16 protein-coding genes are annotated in these 15024 nt (G+C 63.9%); 13 read left to right on the forward strand and 3 right to left on the reverse strand.

All coding sequences use genetic code 11. The features are described from left to right. The first annotated feature begins 177 nt into the window (after positions 1–177). The 6 genes from sdhC to RVY76_RS03715 all read left to right on the forward strand — a co-directional run bounded on the left by sdhC (position 178) and on the right by RVY76_RS03715 (position 4251). Entirely contained in the window at positions 178–561 is a 384-nt protein-coding gene (gene sdhC / locus RVY76_RS03690) for a succinate dehydrogenase, cytochrome b556 subunit (RefSeq protein WP_317375934.1), read from the forward strand. 10 nt (positions 562–571) lie between these two features. Continuing rightward, positions 572–943 carry a succinate dehydrogenase, hydrophobic membrane anchor protein gene (gene sdhD / locus RVY76_RS03695; RefSeq protein ID WP_317375936.1) on the forward strand — a complete coding sequence of 124 codons (372 nt, stop codon included), beginning with the start codon at positions 572–574 and terminating at the stop codon, positions 941–943. Between the two features lie 19 nt (positions 944–962). Next, positions 963–2765: a succinate dehydrogenase flavoprotein subunit gene (gene sdhA / locus RVY76_RS03700; protein ID WP_317375937.1), complete on the forward strand. Its 1803-nt coding sequence runs from the start codon at positions 963–965 to the stop codon at positions 2763–2765. Positions 2766–2779: 14 nt separating this feature from the next. After that, positions 2780–3067, forward strand: coding sequence for a hypothetical protein (locus RVY76_RS03705; RefSeq protein WP_317375939.1), 288 nt, complete (start codon positions 2780–2782; stop codon positions 3065–3067). Then, a complete protein-coding gene (locus RVY76_RS03710) occupies positions 3064–3378 on the forward strand; it encodes a hypothetical protein (protein WP_317375940.1) in 315 nt (104 codons plus the stop codon). Before RVY76_RS03705 ends, RVY76_RS03710 begins: the two co-directional genes overlap by 4 nt. A 93-nt stretch (positions 3379–3471) precedes the next feature. Next, a complete protein-coding gene (locus RVY76_RS03715) occupies positions 3472–4251 on the forward strand; it encodes a succinate dehydrogenase iron-sulfur subunit (protein WP_317375941.1) in 780 nt (259 codons plus the stop codon). A gap of 248 nt (positions 4252–4499) precedes the next feature. Here the strand turns inward: RVY76_RS03715 and RVY76_RS03720 are convergent, their stop codons facing one another. Then, entirely contained in the window at positions 4500–4811 is a 312-nt protein-coding gene (locus RVY76_RS03720) for an H-NS histone family protein (protein WP_317375942.1), read from the reverse strand. A 365-nt stretch (positions 4812–5176) separates the two neighbouring features. On the opposite strand from RVY76_RS03720, the gene RVY76_RS03725 reads away from it, so the two are divergent. From RVY76_RS03725 to RVY76_RS03755, 7 genes are all read left to right on the forward strand, one after another. After that, positions 5177–6991 carry a calcium-binding protein gene (locus RVY76_RS03725; protein WP_317375943.1) on the forward strand — a complete coding sequence of 605 codons (1815 nt, stop codon included), beginning with the start codon at positions 5177–5179 and terminating at the stop codon, positions 6989–6991. A 92-nt stretch (positions 6992–7083) separates the two neighbouring features. Further along, the gene (locus RVY76_RS03730; RefSeq protein WP_317375945.1) at positions 7084–8490 is read left to right on the forward strand and encodes a 1-acyl-sn-glycerol-3-phosphate acyltransferase; all 1407 of its coding nucleotides are present in this window, start codon (positions 7084–7086) and stop codon (positions 8488–8490) included. An 83-nt stretch (positions 8491–8573) separates the two neighbouring features. Beyond that, complete coding sequence (gene ccrA, locus RVY76_RS03735) at positions 8574–9857, forward strand: crotonyl-CoA carboxylase/reductase (protein ID WP_317375946.1); 1284 nt, start codon at positions 8574–8576, stop codon at positions 9855–9857. Between the two features lie 118 nt (positions 9858–9975). Further along, positions 9976–10167: a hypothetical protein gene (locus RVY76_RS03740; protein ID WP_317375947.1), complete on the forward strand. Its 192-nt coding sequence runs from the start codon at positions 9976–9978 to the stop codon at positions 10165–10167. A gap of 31 nt (positions 10168–10198) precedes the next feature. Beyond that, positions 10199–10852 (forward strand): LuxR family transcriptional regulator, encoded by a 654-nt coding sequence (locus RVY76_RS03745; RefSeq protein ID WP_317375949.1) that lies wholly within the window; start codon positions 10199–10201, stop codon positions 10850–10852. Positions 10853–10964: 112 nt separating this feature from the next. Next, positions 10965–11609 (forward strand): acyl-homoserine-lactone synthase, encoded by a 645-nt coding sequence (locus RVY76_RS03750; protein ID WP_317375950.1) that lies wholly within the window; start codon positions 10965–10967, stop codon positions 11607–11609. A 32-nt stretch (positions 11610–11641) separates the two neighbouring features. Then, positions 11642–13177, forward strand: coding sequence for an ATP-dependent RecD-like DNA helicase (locus RVY76_RS03755; protein ID WP_317375951.1), 1536 nt, complete (start codon positions 11642–11644; stop codon positions 13175–13177). On the opposite strand, the gene RVY76_RS03760 is transcribed toward RVY76_RS03755, so the two are convergent. Together RVY76_RS03760 and RVY76_RS03765 are read right to left on the reverse strand one after the other, a co-directional pair. Then, positions 13178–13975, reverse strand: coding sequence for a purine-nucleoside phosphorylase (locus RVY76_RS03760; RefSeq protein WP_317375952.1), 798 nt, complete (start codon positions 13973–13975; stop codon positions 13178–13180). It abuts the gene before it with no gap. Between the two features lie 2 nt (positions 13976–13977). Further along, complete coding sequence (locus tag RVY76_RS03765; RefSeq protein ID WP_317375953.1) at positions 13978–14943, reverse strand: ABC transporter permease; 966 nt, start codon at positions 14941–14943, stop codon at positions 13978–13980. Between the last annotated feature and the right edge of the window lie 81 nt (positions 14944–15024).

Raw genomic sequence — 15024 nt, forward strand, 5'->3', positions numbered from 1 at the left:
AACCAACGTGGCGTTTTGTGATCACGTCTGTCGCATGGATGGTCCTAAAACCGATGGAATTCGGTGGTTGCGGCGAAATTGCCCGGCCCGGACCCGTGACACGACCGCGGAAACCGCTAGAAGGTACGTGACTGGCGGAGGAATCCGCGACCGCGCCATCCATATGAAGGAGAGCCCATGGCCGACGTGAACCGGGGCAAGCGCCCGTTGAGCCCGCATCTTCAGATCTACCGCCCTCAACTCAACTCCGTCACCTCGATCCTGACGCGGATCACCGGCAACGGATTGATCGTGGGCGGTATTCTGGTGACCTGGTGGCTCCTCGCCGCGGCAAGCGGTCCGGACGCCTTCGCGACCGCCGATGGGGTTCTGACCTCCTGGTTCGGCGATCTCGTGATGTTCCTCTCGCTCTGGGCGCTCTGGTACCACACCCTTGCGGGGGTTCGGCATCTCTACTGGGATACGGGGCGCGGCCTCGACCTGAAGACCGCCGAGATTCTCGGCTGGGGTGTCGTCGGCGGCTCCGTCGTGCTGACCATCCTGACCGCGATCATCGTCTGAGGAGAACGACATGGCCTACATGACAGATCGCAAGCGCGCCGAAGGTCTCGGATCCGCCAAGAGCGGCACCGACCATTTCTGGGCGATGACCAAAAGCAGCGTGGGGCTCCTGATTCTCGTTCCGCTCTTCATCTTCACCTTCGGTCCCGTGCTGGGGTCCAGCTACGACGAAGTCGTCGCATGGTATTCCCGGCCGTTCCCCGCCATCGTGGCGGCACTGACCCTCGCGGTCGGCTGGATCCATTTCAAGATGGGGGCCCAGGTGATGATCGAGGACTATTGCCAGGGCATCGTCCGGCACGCGCTGATCATCGCCGTCACCTGCATCTCATATGCCGCGCTCGCTGCCGGGCTCTTCGCGCTCGTGCGGCTGGCGCTCTAAATTCCGGAGGGCCGAGAGAATGGCTGCCTACGATTACACCACTCACAATTACGACGCCATCGTGGTGGGGGCCGGTGGATCCGGCCTCCGTGCGACGCTGGGCCTTGCCGAGCAGGGACTGAGAACCGCCTGCGTCACCAAGGTCTTCCCGACCCGCTCGCACACTGTCGCGGCGCAGGGCGGCATCGCCGCCTCGCTCGGCAACATGGGCGACGACCATTGGCAATGGCACATGTACGACACCGTCAAGGGGTCGGACTGGCTGGGTGACACGGATGCGATGGAGTATCTCGCCCGCGAGGCCCCGAAGGCGGTCTACGAGCTCGAGCATTACGGTGTGCCGTTCTCCCGCACCGAGAACGGCAAGATCTATCAGCGGCCCTTCGGTGGCCATACCACCCAGTTCGGCGAAGGCCCCCCGGTTCAGCGCACCTGCGCCGCGGCCGACCGCACGGGCCACGCGATCCTGCATACGCTTTACGGCCAGTCGCTGAAGAACAACGCGGAATTCTACATCGAGTATTTCGCGATCGACCTCATCATGTCCGAGGACGGGCAATGCCAGGGCGTCGTCGCCTGGTGTCTCGAGGACGGCTCTCTTCACGTTTTCAATGCTAAGATGACCGTGCTGGCCACAGGCGGCTATGGCCGCGCCTATTTCTCGGCCACCTCCGCGCATACCTGCACCGGCGATGGCGGCGGCATGGTCGCGCGTCAGGGTCTGCCCCTGCAGGACATGGAGTTCGTGCAGTTCCACCCGACCGGCATCTACGGAGCCGGCTGCCTCATCACCGAGGGCGCGCGCGGCGAGGGTGGATACCTCACCAATTCCGAAGGCGAACGCTTCATGGAACGCTACGCGCCGACCTACAAGGATCTCGCCTCCCGCGATGTGGTTTCGCGCTGCATGACGATGGAGATCCGCGAGGGTCGCGGCGTCGGCAAGGACGGTGACCACATCCACCTTAACCTCAGCCACCTGCCGAAGGAAGCGTTGCACGAACGCCTTCCGGGGATCAGCGAATCGGCCAAGATCTTCGCCGGTGTCGACGTCACGAAGGAGCCGATCCCGGTCCTTCCGACGGTTCATTACAACATGGGCGGCATTCCGACGAATTACTGGGGCGAAGTGCTTCACCCGACCGCCGAGGATCCCGACCGCATCGTGCCGGGCCTGATGGCCGTCGGCGAGGCGGGCTGTGCCAGCGTGCATGGCGCGAACCGTCTCGGTTCCAACAGCCTCATCGACCTCGTGGTCTTCGGCCGCGCCGCCGCGATCAAGGCGGGCGAGGTGGTCGACGCGCAGAGCCCCAATCCGACGCTCAACCAATCGTCGGTCGACCGGGCCTTCGACCGGTTCGACACCGTGCGTCACGCGAAGGGCAACGTCGCCACCGCCGAACTGCGTCTGGAGATGCAGCGCGCGATGCAGCAGGACGCGGCCGTCTTCCGTGCCGACGACACGCTGAAGCATGGTGTCGAGAACATGATGCAGATCGCCGGCAAGCTCGACGACATCAAGGTCACCGACCGGACCATGGTCTGGAACACGGACCTGATGGAAACGCTCGAGCTGACGAACCTCATGCCGAATGCGCTCGCGACGATCGTATCGGCCGAGGCCCGCAAGGAAAGCCGCGGCGCTCATGCCCAGGAGGATCACCCGGATCGCGATGACGAGAACTGGCGCAAGCACACGCTCGCCTACGTCAATGGCGGGGTGGATCTCGAATACCGCCCGGTGCATCTCAACCCGCTGCTCGGCCATAACGAAGGCGGGATCGATCTCGACAAGATCAAACCCAAGACCCGGGTCTATTGAGGCAAAAGGTCGAAATGATGCCTCTTCGCTGCGTCCCTTGGCAGGTCGCGCTGATCGCAGGCCTCTCGGCCTGCGGTCCGCAATCTCCCGATGCAGCCGCGCGTGTCTGCGAAGAGCGTGCGCGCGGTGCGGAAGGTCCGACCGGAAGCGTCGGGATCGGCATCGGATCACGTGGCACCGTGGGTGACATCGATATCGGCGTCACGAGCGATTATCTCTCGGGGCGCAATCCGGACGAGGTCTACCAAAGGTGCATGAACCGTCGTCTTGGACCATCGCCATTCGGGCCCTACCAGCGATGAAATGGCCCGCGCTTTTCCTCGTCGCGATTACAGTCTCGGCCTGCACGCCGGCAAGCCGTGACGACGTCACCCGCTCGGCGGCGCGGTCGGTCGTGAGCCGGGTGGTTCTCGACTGGTTTCCGGGCGTCCCGTTGCAGCCGGCGATCGATTGCGTGATCGACAATGCGAGTACGCCCGAACTTCGCGGTCTTGCCTCGGACGCGGTCCTCGGCCCGACCGCGGCCACGACCGAAAGCGTGATCCGCATCGCATCGCGGCCTCAGACCGTCGATTGCCTTGCCCGGGACGGCGTCGCGCCGTTCCTGGGCTGAACGCACCTGCGCGGCGATTTATCTCGCCGCGGCGACCTTTCGGTCGGTATCGAAAAGGTCTAAGTCTTTGACGAACAGCAGACGGAGCGTCCGATGGTCCAGTTGACCCTGCCCAAGAATTCCAAGATCCGCACCGGCAAGACCTGGCCGAAGCCGGAAGGGGCCACCAATCTCAAGAAGTTCGAGATCTATCGCTGGTGCGAAGAGGATGGTGAGAACCCGCGCGTCGACACGTATTTCGTCGATCTCGATAGCTGCGGACCGATGATGCTCGACGCCCTCATCAAGATCAAGAACGAGATCGATCCCACTCTGACGTTCCGCCGGTCCTGCCGGGAAGGGATCTGCGGATCTTGCTCTATGAATATCGGCGGGATCAACACGCTTGCCTGTATCTACGGCATCGATGAGGTCGATGGCGACGTGAAGATCTATCCGTTGCCGCACATGCCGGTCGTCAAGGATCTGGTCCCCGATCTTACCCATTTCTATGCGCAGCACGCGGCCGTCATGCCGTGGCTCGAGACCAAGACGCAACGTCCGCAAAAGGAATGGCGCCAGTCGATCGAGGACCGGAAGAAACTCGACGGCCTCTACGAATGTGTCATGTGCGCATCCTGCTCCGCGGCCTGCCCGAGCTATTGGTGGAATGGCGACAAGTTTCTCGGCCCTGCCGCGCTTCTCCATGCGTATCGCTGGATTATCGACAGCCGGGACGAAGCCACTGGCGAGCGGCTCGACGATCTGGAGGATCCGTTCAAGCTCTATCGGTGCCATACGATCATGAATTGTGCGCGCACCTGTCCCAAGGGACTGAATCCTTCCGCCGCAATCGCGGAAATCAAGAAGCTGATGCTGGAGCGGGCGGTCTAGGGACAACCCTTTATCCGAAAATTCGAAGGCCGGACCGCTTGTTAGCGATCCGGCCTTTTTCATTTCCGGCATGAAATCGAATTCAGCGAATGCGGAGCGCTAACAAGTGCTGCATTCCTGCATTCCGGGACCGAACCGCCGTTAAACCGTCACGCAAACTTCGGGACATTCCGGTTCTTGAAACCGCTTTTCGCGGAATATTTCGTGAACCGGGAGTCTACCGTGTTTTTCCCGGGATACGCTGTCGTCTAGATTTTGAAATCTTCGAGCGACTTGCCCTGATCCAGCGCTTCCTTGATCCAACCGGGCTGACGACCGCGGCCTGTCCACGTCATGCGCGGATCTTCGGGGTTCCGGTATTTCGCCGGCGATTTGCCTGCGCTTTTCTTCTGCATCGCCATCACGTCGTCGAGAGAGAAACCATGGTCGCGCGCGGCTTTTTCCGCTGCGGCGCGCGCTTCGGCGCGGCGGCGATCGTCGATCGTGTTGAGCGCCTTCTCGGTCTCTTTCTTCAACTGTTCCAGTTCCTCTCGGGACATGTTGTCGAGGTCGAAATCCATTGTCTTTTCCTTTCCGCGTTATATGGGCCGAAAAATATCATACCGTACGAAAAGGCAAGACTTTTGCGCAAACTCCTCCGAGCTCGAAAAGAGCCGGCGTTAATTCGCTGTTAATTTCTGGGGACCATCAATCCCGGACGCGTCTCGAAAACTGACGCAGAAGAACGATCCGCCTTCGACATGACGAATGTCGGATCGCGGGCGGATCCTGGAAAGACGGGTGGTGCGGTGTGGATCGTGATGATCGGGCCATTCCATCATCCGTGGCACATGATTTGGGGGGCCGCAGACCAGTCACTTTTTTCGAAACTTACCGCGCGCAGCCCGCGTGGCTACTCGCGCATCCAATAGGGAGAGCCTCACCAATGGCACATCTTGACGCATCCTACGATTCCTTCGCAACCTTCCTGACCCCCGACGACGCCCCCTGGTCGCTCGAAGGGGCCTGGACCGTCGATCTGAACGCGCTCAACTCGTCGGGAGTGTCGGGCAGCGTCGTTCTCGGAATGTCGACCGAGGCGGACGGATCGCCCGTTCTCAATGTCTCGATCGCGGCCGAGGGCCTCACGCCCAACGAGAACCATCCGCAGCATATCCATGGCCGTTTCGACGGTGACGGCGCTCCGATCAATTCGGTCAGCCCGACGATCGCCGACGATGCCGATCGCGACGGAATTGTAGAGGTTCTCGAAGGGGTCGGCCGGTACGGCGACGTTATCCTGACCCTGATCAATTCCAGCGGCAATGCGCCTTACGCCGACGAAAACGGCAAGATCGCGTTCTTTAACAACTACGATCTCAGCGACATGGCGAACCTCGTGAGCCCCGTGACGGGCACGCAATACACGATGGAAGACCTCATGCCGCTCTTCCTGCGCGAGGTCGTGCTGCACGGCATCGACATCCCCGAGGGCATCGGCGAGGGGACCGACGGCGAGGTCAACGGTGGAGAGAACGGGTTCGTCCCGATCGTTCCTGCCGCAGCCGGCGAGATCGAGACCGCGACGGTCGAGGAAGCGCTGAACGTGCTCGCGACGCAGCGCGCGCTGTCCTCCGACATGATCCAGCTGGGTGACGGCGATGTGGATACGTTCGGCGGTGCCGGTGACGACACGATCTTCGGCGGTGCCGGCGACAACGAGATCTACGGCGGCGGCGACAGCGACCAGCTCTTCGGGTTCGGCGGCGACGACACCGTCGGGGGCGGCCTCGGCGACGATCTCGTGGGCGGCGGTGCCGGTGACGACATCGTCTACGGCGGGTCCGGCAACGACACTGTGTTCGGTGGCGCCGGCAATGACGACGTGTCGGGCGGTGCCGGTGACGACATGGTCTATGGCGGTGCCGGGAACGACATCCTCTACGGTGCGATCGGGGACGATCTCGTCATCGGCGGGTCCGGCAACGACACGCTTTATGGCGGTGCCGGCAGCGATGTGCTGAACGGCGGAACCGGCGACGACGTTCTCTATTCCGGTCCCGACGACGATCAGACCAATGCGGCCGATGACGGCGCATCGGGCGCGCTCACGCTCGACCAGTACGACAACGGCTATGCCGGTGGCGCGGGCGACGACACGATCTATGGCGGCGCGGGCGATGACATCATCACCGGCGACGACGACAGCCGCGTTTCGGCCGAAGGCGGTGCCGAGTTCGATCCCGATGCGGACGGCGCAGACGTCATCTATGGCGGCGACGGCAACGACGAGATCCATACCGGCACCTGGCTCGACAGTGACGACGGCTTCGACAACAGCCAGACCGGGATGGCCGACGACTTCGCGTCCGGCGGGAACGGTGACGACATCCTTCGCGGTGCCGGCGGGAACGATACGCTGATGGGCGATGCCGGGAACGACAATATCGGCGGCGGCGGCGGCGACGACATGATCTACGGCGGCACCGGGGACGATTTCGTCTTCGGCCAGGCCGGCGCGGATACGTTCGTTCATGCCGGCGATGCGTCCGACGGTCTCGATACCGTAGACGACTATGCCATCGCCGAAGGCGACGTGCTGATGATCGAAGCGGCCGCGAGCGAGGATGACTTTACCTTCGCGATGGACGGCGACACCCTGTCGGTGAGCGTCGAGGGCACGCAGATCTTCACGCTGAACGGCTATGATGGTGAAGGCGTGTCGATCATGACGGCCGATAGCGAGTTCACCTATCTCTGATCTACCCTGAGATCCGGAACCAAGGATGGGGGCGCAGCGATGCGCCCCCATTTTCGTTTACCCCGTCCCCGGCTGCTGGCATGTATCGCAGCATGTTTGGCACCGTCGAACTTCCCGTCTGGCTCTTCACGCTCATCATGCTCTTCGCGTTGGTGACGTTCTCGAGCCATTTCTTCATTCCGCCCGTTAGGTGGTTCTTCCGCCGGCGGATGGAGAAGGCCGTCGAAGAGCTCAACAAGCGGCTCCAGCGACCGATCCAGCCGTTCAAGCTCGCGCGGCGACACGACACGATCCAGCGGCTGATCTACGATCCGCAGGTGATCGCGGCCGTCGCCCGCCATGCGCAGGAAACGGGCGTGCGCGAGGACGTCGCCTTCTCCGAGGCGAAACGCTATGCGCGCGAGATCGTCCCGTCATTTTCAGCCTCCGCCTATTTCGGTTTTGCCATTCGCGCGGCGCGCATGATCAGCAGGTTGCTCTTCCACGTCCGGCTCGTGCGCGAGGACGAGGAGGCGCTCGCAGCCGTCGATCCGGACGCGACCGTGGTCTATGTGATGAACCACCGCTCCAACATGGATTACGTGCTCGTCACCTATCTCGCGGCCGATCGTTCGGCGCTGAGTTACGCGGTCGGCGAATGGGCGCGGATCTGGCCGCTGTCGTGGCTGTTTCGCGCGATGGGGGCCTATTTCATCCGTCGGACGTCCCGCAACAAGCTCTACCGCCGCGTGCTTGCCCGCTACGTCCAGCTTGCCGTCGAGAACGGCGTGACGCAGGCGATCTTTCCCGAAGGGGGCCTCAGCCTCACCGGTCGGGTGGGCGAGGCCAAGCTCGGTCTGATGAGCTATATCGTTCAGGCGGGCCGTGAAAGCCGCCGCAATGTCGTCTTCGTGCCTGTCGCACTCAATTACGACCGGGTGATCGAGGACCGTATCCTCATCGAGGCGGGCCAAAGCGGAGAGCGTCAGTTTCGCGGCTCCTTCCTGACCGGAACGGCCTTCGCGCTGCGCTGGCTCGGCCACCGCGTGACGGGGCGCGCGCGGCGCTTCGGCTATGCAGCCGTGGCCTTCGGAACGCCGCTGAAGCTCGATGACGTCATGGAGGCCAGCGACGGGTCCGTGACGGGGATCGCGGCCCATCTGATGTCGAGCATTCGCCGCCATGTGCCCGTGCTGCCGGTGCCGATGGTCGCAGCCGCGATCCAGGACGGCGCGACCTCGCGCGCCGAGATCCGCAGCTGGGTTTCCGCGCGTCTGCCCGCCTGGCTCGAGGCGGACGTGCCGGTGCATCTGCGCCGTGGATCGGTGCAGGATTCGGTAGATGCGGGGGTCGACATGCTGATCTTGCGCCATCTCGCCACCCAGTCCGGGGACGGGACCCTGTCGCCGACGGCCAAGGGCGAACCGGTCATCGGCTTCTACGCCGCGTCCCTTCCGTTGATCGAACTGCCCATGAGGACGACCGCGCCCGTCTGCGGTGATTGTCCCACTGAGGCATGAACGTTGATCCGGACCCGGATTCCTCCTAGGACTTGATCATACCGTCGCTGCGTTGCGGCGACTGCGCGGGCGGGGGTGCGTGGATGGACGTGACGCCGAATTCGGATACGACGACGCGCAAGGACCTCTACGCGATGGGAGAGATCCCGCCGCTGGGTCACGTGCCCGCTCGCATGCATGCGTGGGCGATCCGACGCGAGCGGCATGGCCCCCCCCAGCAGAGTTTCCAGCTCGAGGTCGTGCCGACCCCGAAGCCCGACAGCCACGAGGTCCTCGTCCTCGTGATGGCCGCCGGCATCAATTACAACGGCGTCTGGGCCGGGCTCGGCGTTCCGGTGAGCCCCTTCGACATCCATGGTGCCGATTATCACATCGCGGGCTCCGACGCGTCGGGCATCGTCTGGGCGGTGGGCGAGAAGGTCACGCGGTGGAAAGTCGGCGACGAGGTCGTGATCCATTGCAATCAGGACGATGGCGAGGACGAGGAATGCAATGGCGGTGACCCGATGTTCTCGCCCAGCCAGCGCATCTGGGGCTACGAGACGCCGGGCGGCAGTTTCGCTCAGTTCACCTGCGTCCAGGCCCAGCAATTGATGCCGCGCCCGCGCCATCTGAGCTGGGAGGAATCGGCGTGCTATACCCTGACGCTTGCCACAGCGTACCGGATGCTCTTCGGGCATCATCCCCATGACCTGAAGCCCGGGCAGAACGTGCTCGTCTGGGGCGGGTCGGGTGGCCTCGGCTCCTGTGCCATCCAGCTCATCAACACCGCGGGCGGCAACGCGATCGCCGTCATCAGCGACGAGGCGAAGCGCGATTTCGTGCTGGGGCTTGGCGCGCGCGGCGTGATAAACCGACGCGATTTCGCCTGTTGGGGGCAGTTGCCAGCTGTCAACTCCGACGAATACAAGGCCTGGCTGATCGAGGTTCGACGCTTCGGCAAGGCGGTCTGGGACATCACCGGGCGCGGTGTGAATGTCGATATCGTCTTCGAGCATCCCGGCGAGGCGACGTTCCCCGTCTCGACCTTCGTGTGCAAGAAGGGCGGAATGGTGGTGATCTGCGCAGGGACGACCGGCTACAACCTGACGATGGACGCTCGGTACGTCTGGATGAACCAGAAGCGTATCCAGGGCAGTCACTTCGCGCATCTCAAGCAGGCGGCGGCGGCAAACAAGCTGATGGTCGAGCGGCGTCTCGATCCCTGCATGTCCGAAGTCTTCGACTGGAATGAAATTCCGTTGGCCCACAGCAAGATGCGCGACAATCGTCACAAGCCCGGCAACATGGCGGTCCTGGTGCAATCGCCCCGCCGCGGGCTGCGCACGCTTGAGGACGCGATCGAGGCGGGCCGTCTAAGCGACTGATCTCGCTGCCGATCCTCTACCTCCCCAGATATGGTGAGTTGTGAGAACCGCCATCAACCGAAATGATACACCTACAGGTAGTAACTAAGATTGCTAAACCTCTGGTGGGAGAGTTATCATGGATAATGAATGGGTTCTGGACGTTCTGGCGGATCTCAAGGCTTTTGCGGAGGCGAACGACCTGTGTGCGACTGTAGCGAAGCTCGACGAGCTGTGCGAGACGGCGCGGCTGGAGATCTCGGCGGCGGAACAGGTGCCGCTCCAACGCCCTACTCATCGTGATGCAACGGACACTGGAAAATATCACTGACGCGTTAGGTCGCGCCACGAATGTCACGCAGATGGAAGACCATGTCACGTCGCTGCGTGATCGGCTGGGCCTTCGGCATCTGCTCTATCATTGGGTAAGTTTCGAGGGCGACGTCTTTGGAGCAGGGACGTACGATGCCCCTTGGCGACAGCATTACATCGCCGAGAATTTCGCAAAACACGACCCCGTTCTTCATGCCGCCCACAGCCGTTTCCACCCGATCGACTGGTCCGCGCTCGACTGGTCCTCGAAGGGGGCGGGGCGGCTGTTGCAGCATTCGCAGGATGCGGGGATCGGAACGCATGGTGTCACGATTCCCATTCGGGGTCCGAACGGTCAGTTCGCTCATCTGACCGCGACTTTCGACGGCGACGATCATTCATGGGCGGATTTCAAGAACGATCACGGGCGCGACCTCATCCTCCTCGCGCATCTCGTCAATCAGCGCGCTCTCGAGATACAGCTCGACGACCATGCAGAGCAGCAGGTCCTGCTGTCGCCGCGCGAGATCGATTCGCTCGGATGCCTCGCTCGCGGTTACAGCCGTGCGCAGGCCGCCGAAAGCCTGTCGATCTCGGAACATACTCTGCGCGTCTATATCGAAAGCGCGCGGGCCAAGCTCAGGGCGACGAACACGACGCATGCGGTCGCCCATGCGGTCAAGCTCGGCCTCGTGAGCATCTGATCCGACCGGGCGTTGCGCGCCTGCGAACCGCTCCGTACGCACCCCCGAAGACAGATTAACCAGCTCCCCCGGATTGTCGGCTCATGTCCTTTGATCCCGAGAGGAGCGACCGATGATCCGTTACCTTTATGCAGACGAGCTGTCCCGCTTTCCCCGTCTTGCCGACACCATGTTCCGCGACCGCGCGGCGCAGTTCCACGAACGCCTGAAATGGAAAGACGTCACTGTCGATGCCGATGGATGGGAACGCGACGAATACGACGATCTGAACCCGCTTTACGTCATCTGGGAGGAACCCGATGGCCGTCACGGCGGCTCCATGCGGCTGCTGCCGACGACCGGGCGCACGATGGTCAACGACCATTTCCTGAACCTCACCGGCGGCACACGGATCGAAAGCCCGCTGATCTGGGAATGCACGCGGTTCTGCCTTGCGCAGGGGGCCAAGCCCCGCGTTTCGGCCGCGCTGATGCTGGCGGGCGGCGAAGTGCTGCGCGGCTTCGGCATCCAGCACTACGTCGGCGTGTTCGATGCGGTGATGATCCGCGTCTATCAGATGCTCGGCGGTTGCCCCGAGATCCTCGGCATGTCGGGCGAAGGTTCGAACGCGATCGGCGTGGGCCTTTGGGAGTTTTCCGATACCGCCCATGCAAAGCTGCTGCGTCGCGCGCAGATAACCGCCACCCAATCGGAGGACTGGTTCGCCGTCGCGTTCCCGCAGGGCGCGAAGTCCGCATCGCTTGCCTGCGCGAGCTAGGCATCCGGAACACGAGAGGATAGGAACGGCGCATGGCCGTTCCCGCACCGATCCTCTCCGACGACCAATCCGATGCGAAGGCGCGCGTGGCGGACCTGCTGCGTGGCACCGGCGTCGATATCGACGAGGGCCATGCCGCGCCGCTCAAGGAAGGCCGCTCTGCCGTCATGGCGATCACCGGCAAGGCCGGATCGGGCAAGACGCTGCTGCTCGCGCAGCTCGCGCAGGCCCTGCGCGATGCCGGGGTCGACGTGATCTCGGGCGATTACGAGGCGCGGCGTCGCAAGGATCGCCGCACGCTCGCCATTCTTGCGCCGACGAACAAGGCGGCGTCGGTTCTGCGCACCCGCGGGGTGCCTGCAACGACGATCCACCGGATTCTCTATACGCCCGTCTACGATCCCGAATACGAACGGATCGCGCAGTGGCTGTCGGGCGAGGGCGAGCGCCCGGTCATCGAAGAGCTGACCGAACTCGCGCTCGACCGCGCGCATGCCTTCTATCAGCAGAACAATTCCATTCCCGGCGCGCTCGCCGCGGCAGGCCTGCGGGGGTCCGATTTCATCACCGGCTGGAAGCGCCGGGAGGAGCCGCTCGATATCGGGATGGTCGACGAATCGTCGATGCTCGACAAGAAGCAGTTCGAGGACCTGCAGGAAATCTTTCCCACGCTCCTGCTCTTCGGTGATCCAGCACAGCTCGCCCCCGTGCAGCAATCGGGCTCCATGGTGTTCGACGATCTTCCCGAGGGCAGCGTCGCGCATCTGGCGCGCGTTCACCGCCAGGACGCCGACAATCCGATCCTCGATCTTGCCCACGCGCTGGCCGACCCGGACCTGACCTTCGAGACGTTCGAACGCATGATCGAGGATGCCGCGGCGCGCGACGACCGCGTCGTGATGGGCAGCCGGGTCGAGGCGGCCAAGATGGCCCGCAGCCCCGTCCTCGTCTGGCGCAACGCGACGCGGATCCGCCTGATCCATGCCTTCCGCGCGGCCTATGGCGCGCCGTCCGATGCGCTGCTGCCGGGCGAGCCGCTCATCTGCGACGGGATCGAACTGCCGCTCAAGCATCGCAAGAAGCGCATCGACCTCGAGGCGCGCGGCCTCATCAAGGGGGCGCAGGTCATCTATCTGGGCGAAGGGACCCGTGCCGGCTTTTCGCGCCTGCATGTGGTGGGCGCACCCGATCCGAGGGTGAATGTCGCCTCCATCGTCAAGATCGAGATGCCGGAGGAGGACGAGCCCTTCATCCCCTTTGCCGCACGGATGGGGGCCACATTCCTGCACGGTGCCGCCGTCACGATCCACAAGGCCCAAGGCTCGCAATGGCCCGAAGTGCAGGTCTTTGCGCCGGACCTCTGGGCTGCCGCGCGGGTCGGCCGGATGGAGGCGGGCGTGCCGCTCTGGAAGCGGCTCGCCTATGTCGCGATCACGCGCGCGGAGGAGCGGCTCTTCTGGGTCATGCGCAACCGCCTTGCCCGGCCGGACGAGCCCCTCGGGATCGAGGATCTGACGACCCCCGCCGCCGCGCTGGAGCTTACCTCCGAGGATCCGCCAAGGGGCTGATTATTGCATGTTGGCGAGGAAGTTCCGCAGGATCGCCTCGAGCTTGGCCGCGCCGAGCGGGGCCATCTCCTTGGTATGGGCGTGGCCGATCTTCTCGTCGCTCATGCCTGCGGCCATGTTGGTGATGGCCGAGATCGCCGAGACGCGCAGCCCCATGAACCGGGCGAGGATCACCTCGGGCACCGTCGACATGCCGACGGCATCCGCGCCGAGCATCCGGATCGCCCTGATCTCGGCCGGTGTCTCGAAGGAGGGGCCGGAATACCAGGCATAAACGCCCTGAGAGAGCGGCGTGCCCGTCGCATCTGCCGCCGCGACAAGCCCGCGCCGCCAGTCCGGATCGTAGGCATCCGTCATCGGAACGAAGCGCGAGTCGTCGGGCTCGCCGATCAGGGGATTCAGGCCCGAAAAGTTGATGTGATCGGTCAGTAGCATCGCGCTGCCGGTCGGCATCTCCGGGTCGAGCGACCCGGCGGCGTTGGTCGCAATCACGCCTTCGGCCCCGAGCGCCTTCAACACTTCGAGCGGCAGACGCATCGCCTTGGGGTCACCGGCCTCGTAGTAATGCGCCCGCCCGCCGAGTACCGCGATCCGCTGCCCTTCGAGCGTACCGATCGTGAGCTTCGGGCTGTGGCCGGACACGCCTGCATGGGGAAAGCCCGGCAGATCGGCATAATCGATCGAGACGCCATCGACCGCGTCCGCGACATGGCCGAGCCCCGATCCGAGGATCAGCCCCAGCCGCACGGGCGCGTCGCCCGCGCGGTCGCGGATCGTGGCGAGAATGTCGTCGGTCATTGTCAGCGTTCCTTTACGTAGGGTTCGCCGCCGGCGCGCGGCGGCACCGCCTTGCCCACGAAGCCCGCGAGGATCACGACCGTCAGGATGTAGGGCAGGGCGAGGACGAATGCGTTGGGGATCTCGATGATGCCGAGATCGATGGAGGAATAGCGGTTCGACACGGCCTGCAGCAGACCGAAGAGCAGGCACGCGCCAAGCGCATGCCACGGCCGCCATTTCGCGAAGATGAGTGCGGCAAGCGCGATGTAACCGCGCCCCGCGCTCATGTTCTGGGTAAAGCTCGCCGCGAGGCCGGTCGCAAGATAGGCCCCCGACAGCCCGCAGAGCACGCCGCAGATCAGCACGGCGGAATAGCGCAGGCGCGTGACGCTGACGCCCGCCGTATCGACCGCGCCCGGATTCTCGCCCACGGCCCTGAGCCGCAGGCCGAACCGCGTGCGAAAGAGAATGTACCACGTCAGCGGAACGGTCAGCAGCCCCGCATAGACGAGGATCGAATGCCCCGAGATCGCCTCCGAATAGAGCGGCCCGAGAAACGGCACGCCCGCAAGCGCATCGGCAAAGGGCAGGTCGATGGTCGCGAACCGCGCCCCGCCCGCAAGTGTCGGCGTCCGGCCCCCCTGGGCGAACCAGTCCTGCGCGATCAGCACGGTGAGGCCCGCGGCCAGGAAGTTGATCGCCACGCCCGAGATGAGCTGATCGCCCCGGAACGTGATCGCGGCGAGGCCGTGGATGCCCGAAAAGACGACCGAAGCGAGGATCCCCGCCATGAGGCCCAGCCACACCGATCCGGTCATCGCGGCGACAGCGGCCGAGAAGAAGGCCGAGATCAGGATCTTTCCCTCGAGCCCGATATCGAAGACGCCCGCGCGCTCGGAGAACAAGCCCGCGAGACAGGCAAAGAGCAGCGGCGTCGCGAGCCGGATCGTACTGTCGAGGATCTGGACGATATCGAGATAGTTCATGCGAGACCGTCCTTCTCGAATGCGTTGATGGCCGGGCGGAACACGAAGGAGGGCCGCGGCACGTTGAGTTCCTGCATCATC

The sequence above is a fragment of the Palleronia sp. LCG004 genome, from assembly GCF_032931615.1.
Lineage (GTDB): Bacteria > Pseudomonadota > Alphaproteobacteria > Rhodobacterales > Rhodobacteraceae > Palleronia.